The 11913-nt window shown below is 65.6% G+C and carries 13 protein-coding genes and 1 pseudogene; 8 read left to right on the top strand and 6 right to left on the bottom strand.

What is annotated here, in order from left to right; all coding sequences use genetic code 11:
• Positions 1-573: 573 nt before the first annotated feature.
• Genes dbpB (IF28_RS0123375) through IF28_RS0123360 form a run of 4 tightly spaced genes read right to left on the bottom strand, consistent with a single transcriptional unit; the run spans position 574 to position 4959 of the window.
• Positions 574-1677: a DGQHR domain-containing protein DpdB gene (gene dbpB / locus IF28_RS0123375; protein WP_030223761.1), complete on the bottom strand. Its 1104-nt coding sequence runs from the start codon at positions 1675-1677 to the stop codon at positions 574-576.
• A 38-nt stretch (positions 1678-1715) separates the two neighbouring features.
• A complete protein-coding gene (dpdA, locus tag IF28_RS0123370; RefSeq protein WP_030223759.1) occupies positions 1716-2936 on the bottom strand; it encodes a tRNA-guanine transglycosylase DpdA in 1221 nt (406 codons plus the stop codon).
• Positions 2933-4066 carry a DGQHR domain-containing protein DpdB gene (gene dbpB, locus IF28_RS0123365; RefSeq protein ID WP_030223757.1) on the bottom strand — a complete coding sequence of 378 codons (1134 nt, stop codon included), beginning with the start codon at positions 4064-4066 and terminating at the stop codon, positions 2933-2935. The genes dpdA and dbpB (IF28_RS0123365) overlap by 4 nt, the downstream gene beginning before the upstream one ends.
• The gene (locus IF28_RS0123360; protein WP_030223755.1) at positions 4066-4959 is read right to left on the bottom strand and encodes a hypothetical protein; all 894 of its coding nucleotides are present in this window, start codon (positions 4957-4959) and stop codon (positions 4066-4068) included. Before IF28_RS0123360 ends, dbpB (IF28_RS0123365) begins: the two co-directional genes overlap by 1 nt.
• A gap of 124 nt (positions 4960-5083) precedes the next feature.
• Between IF28_RS0123360 and queC the strand changes: the two genes are divergently transcribed.
• The 6 genes and pseudogenes from queC to IF28_RS38000 form a co-directional block, all read left to right on the top strand.
• Positions 5084-5779: a 7-cyano-7-deazaguanine synthase QueC gene (gene queC, locus IF28_RS0123355; protein WP_030223753.1), complete on the top strand. Its 696-nt coding sequence runs from the start codon at positions 5084-5086 to the stop codon at positions 5777-5779.
• A 2-nt stretch (positions 5780-5781) separates the two neighbouring features.
• A complete protein-coding gene (gene queE / locus IF28_RS0123350) occupies positions 5782-6417 on the top strand; it encodes a 7-carboxy-7-deazaguanine synthase (protein WP_030223750.1) in 636 nt (211 codons plus the stop codon).
• Complete coding sequence (queD, locus tag IF28_RS0123345; RefSeq protein WP_030223748.1) at positions 6417-6773, top strand: 6-carboxytetrahydropterin synthase QueD; 357 nt, start codon at positions 6417-6419, stop codon at positions 6771-6773. The genes queE and queD overlap by 1 nt, the downstream gene beginning before the upstream one ends.
• Before the next feature lie 4 nt (positions 6774-6777).
• Positions 6778-7551, top strand: coding sequence for a GTP cyclohydrolase I FolE2 (locus IF28_RS0123340; protein ID WP_030223746.1), 774 nt, complete (start codon positions 6778-6780; stop codon positions 7549-7551).
• 397 nt (positions 7552-7948) lie between these two features.
• Positions 7949-8464, top strand: coding sequence for a VUT family protein (locus IF28_RS0123335; RefSeq protein WP_030223744.1), 516 nt, complete (start codon positions 7949-7951; stop codon positions 8462-8464).
• Positions 8465-8583: 119 nt separating this feature from the next.
• Positions 8584-8725, top strand: a pseudogene (locus IF28_RS38000) (IS256 family transposase); the annotation flags it as partial.
• 68 nt (positions 8726-8793) lie between these two features.
• Here IF28_RS38000 and IF28_RS0123325 read toward each other — a convergent pair.
• Positions 8794-9393: a DUF6058 family natural product biosynthesis protein gene (locus IF28_RS0123325; RefSeq protein WP_030223742.1), complete on the bottom strand. Its 600-nt coding sequence runs from the start codon at positions 9391-9393 to the stop codon at positions 8794-8796.
• 240 nt (positions 9394-9633) lie between these two features.
• Entirely contained in the window at positions 9634-10047 is a 414-nt protein-coding gene (locus IF28_RS0123320) for an ATP-binding protein (RefSeq protein ID WP_030223740.1), read from the bottom strand.
• Between the two features lie 253 nt (positions 10048-10300).
• Between IF28_RS0123320 and IF28_RS0123315 the strand changes: the two genes are divergently transcribed.
• Both IF28_RS0123315 and IF28_RS0123310 read left to right on the top strand, forming a co-directional pair.
• Complete coding sequence (locus tag IF28_RS0123315) at positions 10301-11152, top strand: helix-turn-helix domain-containing protein (protein WP_030223738.1); 852 nt, start codon at positions 10301-10303, stop codon at positions 11150-11152.
• Positions 11153-11163: 11 nt separating this feature from the next.
• Positions 11164-11355, top strand: a complete 192-nt coding sequence (locus tag IF28_RS0123310; RefSeq protein ID WP_030223736.1) for a hypothetical protein — start codon at positions 11164-11166, stop codon at positions 11353-11355.
• Positions 11356-11913: the final 558 nt, after the last annotated feature.

Raw genomic sequence — 11913 nt, 5'->3', positions numbered from 1 at the left:
ACGCCACCCTGCCGGGAGTGAGATCACAATAAAGATGATCATTTAGCTTCATAACTCACACAGTCAATCTGGTCAATACCGAGCGCAAACAATCAATATTTGACGCTGCGGGAACACCCCGGGGCCCGCGATGTCGGACGCTGCAGGCGCTGCGAGCCGAGAGGAGACCTAACCTGCCCCGCCTGACGGAACTTGGAAGGAGAAGGAGCGGCGCAGGACCTGCCGCACCGGTAGATGCAAGCGTGGCGGGACGAGGCGTCAACCGGTCGACGGCTACGTTCGAGTGATCCCGCTGCCCGCCGTCGGGTTGACAACCGTTACCGGGTACTGCCGCAGGTTCATCAGCACCGGCAACCAGGGCTTCGGTCCCGCCGACGACCCGGGCCGACACTCACCGGGGTCGGTCGGCATCCTCATGGGCTGGTGCACGGCGGTGGAGCGCCGGCGGCAGCACCGTACGAGCAGCCAGCTGCTACGGCCCTGAAAACGGATTCACCCGCCACCGGATGCCGGTGGCGGGCGAATTGCCGTCATTTGCTGTGCCCCATAGTCGGAGCACCGCGAAGGGTCAGGTCAGCTGTGTACGGCGCGGACCAGCAGGTCGGTCAGGAGGCGGACGTCGTTGGGGGTGTTCTGCAGGCCGTTCCAGCGGCGCTGCTCGCCGTCGGCGAAACGCCACATGCCGGAGGTCCAGGCGGTGATCGGCATCAGGCCCAGGACAGCGTTGCGTACTGCGTCGCAGTCGACGTCTTCGGCAGGCATGCCATCGGTAAGGCTGTCCATAACGAAGCCCATGGCCTGGATGCCGGCGCCGTGAGTGAGGCGAGACTGGCGGGGCGGGAGTTTCCAGGCATCGCTGAAGGTGTCCTTAACGATGGCCCAGAAGGAACGCAGGTGCAGCAGCATGCGGTCGACGTCGCCGGAGCCGTCTTCGGGGTTGCGGTACTGGTAGAGAGCACCCTCGAAGAGGCTGTGCTCCAGCATGCGGAGAATGGCAGTGTCTTTGATGTTGCCGTCGGGTGAGGTCGGGCTGGCGATGCGGCCGTAGAAGGGACCCTGACCGTCGGTGTTGAGGCGGGTCATCAACTGGGCGGGCAGGCGCTTGCGGGCGTAGGTGGGCGGGAGGTGGCCGCTGGTCTCGGGCAGGAGCTCGTGGATGAGGCCCTTGGGTAGCGGCTTGGTGGAGTTGACCAGGATGAACTGGGAGCGCTGATCGTCGTGGTTGTCGGCGATGAACCCGACAACGGCGACGGGGAATTCGGCCAGGTCGGCGTCGCGGATAGCGGCGCTGCGCTGCTGGCCGTCGACGATCAGGGCGGGCTTGTCCTCATCGGCAAGGGACTCGTCGACAGGGATCACCAACTCGCCGGGGACGGAGTAGTCGACGCCGGCGGCCCGCCGCGCCCCGCTCTCGAACCTGACGCTTTCGTCGAAGGCCAGGACCAGGGCGTTGGGGAGCATGGCGTTGTCGGACTCGAGGTAGCGGCGGATGCCGCGGATGTGACTAAGGACCTCGGGGCGCTGGTAGCCCTGGAGGTTGCTGTCGCCGTCGCGGCGCACGCGGGAGACCGCGGCGAAGCTGTGAAGTTTCTTGCCGTCGACGGCGAAGCAGTAGATCTTTTTGTCGCCCTGGCGGATCTCGAGCGCCGGGAGCCTGAGTTCGTATCGGTCGGCCATTGCATCTCCAGACATGTCAAAAGAAGAAAAGTGGGGGTTCACCCGAAGGTGAGGGAGCGCATTTTGGCCTCGAGCACGGTCAGATTGTGGAATCCTCGACGCTTGTTCCGCTCGGCTCCCCGGAATATTGCGATCTCGATGCCATGTTTCTTACACAGAGCGCAGGGGCAGATGCGCCAGGGCATGTCGCTGAGGGTGCGCTCGTAGTATGCGAGATAGCTCTTCTTCTTCGGACCGAGGACGAGCGACTCGTAGGCAGCGAGGGCGTCCAGCACTTCTTCGAGCGAGTCTTCTTCACGATCGAATTCCCGCAGTGCACGCAGGCAGGCCCGTTCTGCGGTGATGGCCTGGGCCTGGGAGACGTTTCCGGACAGGATGAGGCGTTTGAGTGCGGGGTTGCCGTCGACTTGGGGGACTCTGATGGCGGTATAGGCGCCGGTGGCGGTGTGGTAGTTGTTGCGGTCGTCCATGAAGGCCTGGCGGAAGGCGGAGGTGCTGTCAAAGCTGGTCACGCCGTGGCGGGCGAACTGCTCCATGCTGTCGACGCGGTTGATGCCGAGCAGGTGTAGTTCGGTGTCGTGGTTGCGTACTTCGTCGATGGCTCGCAGGCAGGCCAGGATCTCGTGGGACTTGAGGGGGACCATGCCGCCGAGGGCGATACGCCGGTATCCCATTTTCTGCAGTTGCGCGACGGAGTGGGCGTAACTGTCGGGTCCCCATCCCTGGGCGGCGCCAACGGGTTCGAAGCGGACGCCGCGCTTTTTTACCGTGGCGAGAAAGTTCTCGGCGAGTTCCAGGGAGATCTGCTGGCGTTCCACCCACGCCGCTTCTGGTTCCGTATCGGATTCTTGAGGGATGTAGCCGAAGATGATGTGGTCGATGCTGATGCCAGCATCGAATCCGCAACGACCATAGAAATCGATGACTTCGTCGACCTCGTACGGAGGGCGCTCTTCGTCAATATAGTTGAAGGCGCCACAGTCACCGATGGTGGAGCACCTTTCGGGAAGGCGGAAGAAGTTCCTCACACCCAGGCGGTAAAGCCGCTCGCGCTGCGGAGTGGAGTATTTCCCTGCACCCTTCATGGATCCGTCGACAACAGCCTTGCTGACAAGAATCCCGTCATACGGGATCGGCGTCACGGCCTGGTGGGCGTAGACGTCGTCGCGCTGACGGACTCGGTAAGGCGAGTACTCGTCGTTGACGAAGTCATAGGTGGGGCTCACCAGGTCCTGGCTGTCAGGGAAATAGAATTTCACGCGGCTTTTGCCTTTTCCTGCACATAGATACGGAGGAGGTAGTTCGACAGGGTACTGATGTGACGCGGGTTGTTCTGGAGTTCGTTCCAGGGGATGTTCAGGTCGGGCCAGCGCCCCTTGGTCCAGTAGCAGTGCGGGGCGATCAGGGCGAGTTCGTCGCGTGCCTGCTGCAGTGCGTGGGGGGAGGCGGGGTCTATGGCCATCATCACGCGGTCCATCAGGCGTCCCATGGAGCGGATGCCGACGCCGTGCATGAGGCGGCTTCGGGTCGGCGGCAGGCCCCAGGCGTCAGGGAATGTGTCGCGTACCGCAGTCCAGTAGGTGATGAGGATCTGGCGGATGGTAGCGGTGTCCACGGTGTTGTTGGAGAGGTTTTTGTAGGGGAAGAAGGCTCCCGACGGGGAGTTGAGGGCCTCCTGGATAGCCGTGGTCAGACTGTTGTCGGTGACGACAGCGTCGGCTTTTTGCTCGGCGGTGGTGGAGGGGCGGCGCACCAGTCCGCAAAACGGTGAGTCCTTGTCGTGGTTAAGGGCTTCGACCAGGACGGCGGGGAGTTTACGGGCGGAGAGCTTGGTGGGCAGAGCGGTGCCGACCTCGGGGAGGAGTTCGGTGACCAGGTTGGTCGGCAGGGGGGAGACCGTGTTCACCCGCAGGAACTGGTCCCGCTGGGTTTCGAGGTCCTCGGCAACGAAGCCGGCGATGGTGACGGCCAGGCGGGTGTTGCGGGTGCGGGCCAGGGCGAGGCTGCGCTGCTGGCCGTCGACGATCCAGGCGGGCCGGGGGGCGTCGGGGGAATCGGGCAGCGTGATCTCCAGCGTGCCGGAGGTGCACAGGCCGTCGCTGCTGCTGGGGCCGGGGCTGGATTTGAAGCGCACACTGGCAGGCAGGGCCATGATCAGGCCGTTGGGGAAGAGGACCTCGTCGCTGTCGAGGTATTCCAAGATCTGCCGTACGTGCTGCTTCTTCTCGGGGCGCTGGTAGCCGATGAGTTTGCCGGCCTCGTCGCGGGAGATCCGGGCGACATCGGCGACCTGGTGGACCTCTTCTGCCGCCAGCGTGAACACGTACAGCGGGATCGTGGGGTGCTGCTCGATCCGCAGGGCTCGGCGTTTCAGCACGGTGGAAGTCATCAGCGGCCAATCGTTGATTTGTACAGGTCTGCGAAGCGTTTTTGTTCGCAGGCCATCCCCTTGTCTCGAAAGAGGCGCAGCAGGCGGGTGCGGGAGGCGTCGGGGTAGGTGCTCTTCATCTCTTTGATGAAGGCGATGACGGTCTTGTCCGTAACCGGTGTGCGGTCGTAGCGCTCGGGCCGGGCGGTCTGGGAGGCCCAGTCGTCCCAGCGCAGCTGGGCAGGGGGGTCGGTGAGGCGTCCGGGTGTGCAGTGCTCGAGCCAGGAGGCGGCCATGCGCACGTTGAGGCTGGTCAGGGTGCCGCCCAGGGCGTGGCGCAGGCCGGCGTTGGCGGGCACGCGCTGTATGCCCTCAATGTCGGTGGCGCCACCGATCAGGACGACGTCGGTGGCGGTATCAGCGAGGGCGAGCAGGTCGTGGTGCATGGCCTGGGCATAGGGCGCGGACAGCACAACGAGGGCGCGTCCGGCGGCGCCGACGATCTGGGGCAGGTCGCGGGTGCCGTCCAAGCGTTGCAGATGATCCCACCACTGGGAGGTCTGGGCGCTGGAGGAAGCCACGGAATCTGCGTGCCGGGGCAGGAAAGTCGCGGCGTAGGAGGGGGCGAGGCTGGAGACTGGACGCAGGCCCAGGCCGGCCGAGGCTGCATACAGGCGGGGGGTGAAGCCTGCCCGGGATGCAGCGTGGGTGAGCGCGAGGGCGCGTTTCCACTGGTCTCCCCGGTACAGGTCCTCCAGCGCCATATGCCTGCTCGGTGTGGTGCGCAGCCGGTGCGCCCACTCCTCCGCCCGCTGGAGCAGGTCGACAGCCGTCAGGGTGCGGGCCTGCAGGTCTGCTGTGGGAGGGGACGCTTTCCGGTCCGTGCACGTGACCACGATGGGCAACTCGTTCACTGCGGCTCGACCCCTGGGTTTCGGTAACTCGTTTGTTGTTGTGGTTACTGTAGCCGCTAGTTAGAAGGGTAGGCTGCCTCTGCCTCGACTGAGGCAACTGGACTTCGGATAGGGGAGTGACAGCATGGACCGTCCCGCGATCGTGTTGCTGAGCGGCGGCCTGGACTCGACCACGGTGCTGGCCATCGCCAAGGACCAGGGGTTCACTCCCTATGCACTCAGCTTCCGCTATGGCCAGCGGCACAGCATCGAACTGGAGGCCGCCAAGCGCGTTGCCAAGGTCCAGGGGGTGGCCCGGCACGTCATCGCCGACATCGATCTGCGGGTCTTCGGTGGCTCTGCCCTGACCGCCGACATCGAGGTTCCCAAGCACGAGTCGCTGGATGACGTCGAGGACGGCGGGGTGCCGATCACCTACGTGCCGGCCCGCAACACGATCTTCCTGTCGTTCGCACTGGCTTTCGCCGAGACCGTAGGTGCCAGCGACATCTTCACCGGAGTCACCGCCGTGGACTACAGCGGCTACCCCGACTGCCGCCCCGAGTACATGGACGCTTTTGCCACCATGGCGAACCTGGCGACCCGGGCAGGCGTGGAGGGCACCTCCCGGATGACGCTGCACTCCCCCCTGATCGCCATGTCAAAGGCCGACATCGTGCGCGAAGGCCTGCGCCTGGGCGTGGACTACTCCCTCACGTCCTCCTGCTACGACCCCGATGACCAGGGCCAGGCCTGCGGCAAGTGCGACACGTGCCTGCTGCGCCTGAAGGGCTTCGCTGAAGCCGGCGTCACCGACCCTGTCCGGTACCAGAGCGCCTGAACATGACCTATCTGATCAAAGAGATCTTCTACACCCTGCAGGGAGAGGGCAGCCACGCCGGGCGCCCGGCGGTCTTCTGCCGCTTTTCCCGCTGCAACCTGTGGACCGGCCGGGAAGCAGACCGCTCCCGCGCCATCTGCCAGTTCTGCGACACCGACTTCGTCGGCACCGACGGCGAAGGAGGCGGCCGGTTCGGCACTGCGGATGATCTCGCCGACGCCGTCGAGGCCGCCTGGCCCAGCACCGACCGTGCCCACCGGTTCGTGGTGTGCACCGGCGGCGAGCCCTTGCTGCAGTTGGACGAGGACGCCATCGCCGCCCTGCACGGCCGCGGCTTCGAGGTAGCGGTGGAAACCAACGGCACCCGGCCGGCTCCCCGCGGCATCGACTGGCTGTGCGTCAGCCCCAAGATCGGCTCCGACCTGGTCCTGACCAGCGGCGATGAACTGAAACTGGTCTACCCCCAGGCCGGCGGCGACCCGGCTCAATTCGAGGGGCTCGACTTCCAGCACTTCCGACTGCAGCCGCTGGATGACGCCCACCGTGAGGACCACACCCGCGCCGCTGTCGAGTACTGCATGAAGAACCCGCGCTGGACACTCTCTCTCCAGACGCACAAGTATCTGGGAATTCAGTAATGGAAATCTTCCGCGAGTTCACCTTCGAAGCGGCCCACCGCCTGCCCCGTGTACCCGAAGGCCACAAATGCGCCCGACTGCACGGCCACTCCTACAAGGTCACCGTGCACGTCGAAGCACCGGTAGACGAGGAACTGGGCTGGGTGATGGACTTCGGGGATATCAAGCAGGCCTTCAAGCCTATCGATGCACAACTCGACCACTATTACCTCAACGACATCGACGGCCTGGACAACCCCACTAGCGAGAACCTGGCCCGCTGGATCTGGGACCGGATGATCACCGAACTCCCCCAACTGTCCGCGATCACCGTGCGCGAGACCTGCACCTCCGGCTGCACCTACCGAGGCGAGTAGCAGCATGCACGACATCCAAAACGAGGCCGACCACCGCGGCATCGCCATCGACGAAGTGGGAATCAGCGGCCTGCGCTACCCCGTCACGTTCGATGACGGCCACACGCACCAGCACGGCATCGCCGACATCAGCGTCACCGTCGGCCTGCAAGCCGACCGGCGCGGCACCCACATGAGCCGCATGATCGCCCTGGTGCACGAGGAAGTGGCCACCCTCGCCCCGCAGGAGTTGCCCATCGCCCTCAAACGAGGGCTCACCCTGCTCGAAGCCCCCACCCTGGCCATGGCGCTGTCCCTGCCCATCGCCACGACCGTGACCGCACCCGCAAGTCAGCAGCAGTCATGGCAAACCCACGACGTCACCATCACCGGCCGCATCACCCCCGACACCTGCACCGTCGCAACCACAGTGACGACCGACGTCACCAGTCTGTGCCCGTGTTCCAAGGCCATCTCCGACTACGGGGCCCACAACCAACGCAGCGAAATCACCCTCACGGTCACCGGCACAGCCGACGCGCCCTACCCCCTGGCGATCCACGAAATCGTCGATTTGCTGCGCAGCGCCGGTTCTGCCCCCGTCCTACCCCTCATCAAGCGGCCCGACGAACGCGTCGTCACCATGCAGGCTTACGAACATCCCGTTTTCGTCGAAGACATCATCCGTGATGTAAGCCTTACATGTCGCGAAAAGGGTCTGAACCATGCGATCCGGGCGAAGAATCTGGAAAGTATTCACAGCCACGACGCCATCGCCAGCCTGACCTACACCGACTGAACCCACGCACGCGCCACAGAGCGGGAAGGGGGATGCCATCCCCCTTTCCTACGCGGCGCCTGCGGCGGCAAGGCACATGGTTCCGCCGAGCCCGCAGGACGCATCCGCTGGCGGCTATGCACGCGCCCCGCAACCCGTGCAGCGGGCTGGCACCCGCCACGCTGCCTGGCGCGCCCGCCATCGCGAGTTCCGCTCGAACTCCTCAGCGCGGCACCGCCGCCTGCCCCATGCGGACCTTGCACACCTCCGGAACCAGGCAGTTGCCCCAGCACCGCAGCACGGACCGACGCCTTAAGAATGTCAGTGCCGTGCGCTGCACTGTCTGCACGTTCGCCCCACCGCCCGTTCCCCGCGGGAGCCGAGCGCAACACCCCACCACTGAGAGAGAAAGCAGATCGTGAAGGCCCCCGTTCCTGCTGGTATCGCCACGCTCATCGCCTACATCGCCACTATCCCGGCCGCCAACTTGGCCGTCACCCATTTCGGCGCGGTACCCGTCGGCCTCGGTTACGTCGCGCCTGCTGGCGTCTACCTCGTCGGCCTGGCGCTTGTCCTACGCGACCTTGCACGCGAGGCAATCGGCCGAGGCGCCATTCTCGCCGCCATAGCCGTCGGCACCGTCCTGTCCTACCTTCTCGCTGACCCCAGCCTCGCCACTGCGTCAGCGGTCGCCTTCGCCGTTGCTGAGACCATGGACTTCGTCGTCTACGAACCCCTGCGCAAGCGAGGACTGCTGGTCGCGATACTGGCCTCGAATGCCGTCGGACTTCTCGCCGACAGCCTCTTGTTCCTCCACCTTGCCTTCGGCTCCTTCAGTTACCTGCCTGGACAAATCCTCGGCAAAACGTGGATGACCTTCGCAGCCGTCGCAGTCCTGGCGCTACTGCGCCGCCGTTACCGCGTTATCGCCTGACGTCCCAACCCGTCATCCACGCATGATGGGAAACCTCACCGCAATCGCCTTCCCTCAGGCCCTGCGGGAAGCTCTATGGCGCGAGCTCCCCCAAGGCCGTCAAAAAGATCATCGACGGCGGGTCCACGTTCGCCACCGTCCGGCTGCGGACCAAGGTCACCCGCGGCGCCGGCTCCCGCACCGCAGCCCTGACGATGGTCCTCAAGCTCGTCGAGTCCGCCCGGGCCCGGTGGCGGGACCATGAACGCGCCCCACCTCGTCGAACGTCCCAAAACCCGCGTGGCATGGGCGATCGCAACCGATCCGCAGTACACCACCCGTGATCCGGATCACGGGCGCGGGAAGCGGGCGCGCATGGCGTCGATGCAGGTGTCCCGGGACGTGGGCCCGCCGAACCGAAGACGGTCATAGGCCGTGAACGCCGGTTCCAGTGTGTCGAGTTCGTCGACCACGGCGTGCAGCTGCTCAGACCACTGTGCTGAACCGGCATCCGGCTCGTTCGCTGCGGCGCTGATCGTGGCCGTCAGGTATTCCTTGCGCTGAATGGTGGCCGGGGTCACCGAGTGCAGGCACACATACTGTCCGCTGAGATACGCATTCCACTCCGCCTTCCCGGTGGCCGGGTCGGCCCAGTGTGCGGTGAACCACGTTTCGAGCTGCTCTACGCCGCCGGCTTCGTCGGCGAGAGCGAACAGGTCGGCCGGCACCATCTCAGCGCCGTCGGAGCGCAGATATCCCGGAAGCGGCAGATGCTGCCCCAGCATCAGATGGCGGACCGCGTCGGCAACGCGGCCATGGACTGCGCACAGTTCCTCCAGGGCGACGAACTGCGTGCTGACGTATACGTCATCGGCATCGGTCATCGGATGGTCGCCGTTGATCTCGCGGAATCGTTCGGCGAGCTGGTGCTTGAGGTCTGTCTCCGGCATTTGGGTAGCCTCCGGCGTTTACCAGCGCGGGCATCTCCCGCACAGGGCTCGGCACGCTACCGGCCGGACGGTTCGGTACTCACCGAACCGTCGATGAAGGCACGGCGGCACGAGCGCGCCTCGCCCTCGTTCCGCCTGGGAGTTGTGCGAGTTCGGGTCTGTCCGGCAGGCGAGCTCACTGAGGGCGATGCTCGCCTGGACGCCCTTGGCGGACGGTGTCGTGGCCACACCGTGCAGGGGTCAGGTGTCCTGGCGGAGCGAAAGGCCCGCGATCACCGATGTTCCGTGTGTGGGACGGGCGCGGACGGTCCACGTCGTGGCGAGGCTGTCGACCAGCAGCAGGCCCCGGCCGTTCTCGGCGTTCGCGTCCGGGTGGGTCAGTACGGGCCTGCCTGTGCCGGGGTCGGAGACGGCGAGCCAGTAGTGGCCGTCGGCCGGCCACAGGACCAGTTCGATGAGGTCTTCGTCCTCTCGGCGGGTTCCGTGACGAATGGCGTTGGTGACCAGTTCGGAGGTCAGAAGGCCGAGGTCGTCGCCGAGGTGGGGGCGGAGGACGTGCGGCAGCGATTCCGTGACGGCGTGGCGGGCTCGTCGTACGGAGGCGGGGTGGGCGGGGAAGTGCCAGTGGGCGGGTACGAGGGGGATCTCGGGCATGGCGAACTCCAGTGCTGTGTGGAGGTTTTTGGGTTGCCGGTGGCCTGCCGCCCAGGGCGCGGGCACACCCGGCCCAGGGCAGGCGGGCATGCTCGCGCGGTGCACTTCCGGCATCGCGTTGTGTAACTTGCGCGATACTGACAGTAGAGCAGCAGGGGTCACATTTGCCATGCGGTCTGAAATAATGGCACCGATGCGGTGAACTTGTACTCATAGGACTAATCCGGGCACCGCAGCGTATGGAAGGAACGTCATGCCCCCGAGGACGATCCTCACTCAACGCCAGAAGCGACTGGGCAGTGAATTGCGCAGGATGCGCACCACAGCCGGCGTGTCCGCGGAGTACGCCGCCGGACTTCTCGGCGTCGACCGAAGCCGGATTTCCAACATGGAGTCCGGGCTGCGCGGCATCAACGCCGAACGGCTGCGTACGTTGGCCTGCAACTGTGAGTGCACCAACGAGACGTACATCAACGCCCTCGCCGAAATGGCGGAGCCAAGCCGGCCAGGATGGTGGGAACGCTACCGAGGTAGCTTGCCTCAGGGTTTTCTGGACATCTCCGAAACCGAGGCCTACGCCGTACGCCTGCGGGGCGCGAACACCGTGCACGTACCGGGGCTGCTCCAGACGTCGGAGCACGCAATGGCCATCTTCCGCGCCGTCATCCCGCAGCTTCCCGAACATGAGGTCGCTCTCCGTCTGGCCCACCGCTCAGAGCGCCAGAGTGTGATCACCCGGGACAACCCGGTGCCGTACGTGGCCGTGATCCATGAAGCGGCGCTTCGCATGCAGTTCGGGGGACGGGACGTTTCCCGGGGGCAGCTGAAGCACCTTCTGGAAGTCTCCGAGCGGGACAACGTCACCGTGCTCGTGCTTCCCTTCGACCAGGGTGCCTTCCCCGGTGCAGGACAGACGGTCGTCTACGCCGAGGGGCCCGTGCCGCAGCTCGACACCGTGCAGATCGACAACTCGCACGGCCCGGACTTCCTCCACAGTGACGGCCAACTCGCGAAATACCGTGCCCAACTCGACTTGTTGGAAGGTCTGGCACTGTCCCCGGAGAGGTCCCGCGACGTCATCCGCGAGATCGCTCACCAACTGTGAGGAGTGACCACATGACCGACATCACCTGGGAAGACCCGTTCTGTGGCGAGGGCAGCTCCTGCTTCCGCCTCGGCACCGATGCCGACGGCAACGGATACATAGCCGTGGCCGGTCAGGAGGAGAACCCTCTCACCGACTCCCTCGAAGCTCTGCGCACGCTCATCAACGACATCAAGGCCGGTAAGGCGGATCACCTGCTGTAGAGCGTGCGGGCTCAGCCCGTGGTGGGCTTGCGGGCGTTGATACGGCACAGGTCGCGGTGATAGCCGATGTGTGCCTCGTTGAGAGGATGCCCGGGGGCGCGGCGGAGCAGGTGGGTTCCCGTGCTGCCCCTCAGGCACGGGAGGGAGGTTCTGGAGTTCGTCGGGGCCGTGGTGGGGAGGTCGTCCCGACCCAGGCGGCGGAGCCCCGGGGGATTGCTACCGCAGAGGGAAGGTCAGGCCGCCGCCGAGCTGCCTGCTCTACAGCAGATGGTCCGCCTGGGCGGCGACAGCTGTGTATCCGTGCCGAGGCGGAAGCAGGAGTTGCCCTCGCCGCAGAACGGGGGTTCCCGGGTGAGGCCGGCGGCGGTCATGTGCGGAGTTCGCGGAGCACGGTGCCGTCCTCGGCACAGAGCTCCAAGGTGCACGGCACGCCGAGGACGGTGGCCAGGTCGTCGAGGCGGTGGGGGCTATCACTCCGTTCAGCAGGACGGTCCCGTCGTCGAGCGGGGTCAGCTCCACCTCGCACCAGCTCGTTGTCACCTCGTAGCCGTGCCAGGA

This window comes from Streptomyces sp. NRRL WC-3626, from assembly GCF_000718785.1.
GTDB classification, from domain to species: Bacteria; Actinomycetota; Actinomycetes; order Streptomycetales; family Streptomycetaceae; genus Streptomyces; species Streptomyces edwardsiae.
The sequence above is the reverse complement of the archived record's forward strand: the minus strand, read 5'-3'. Positions and strand labels throughout refer to the sequence as shown.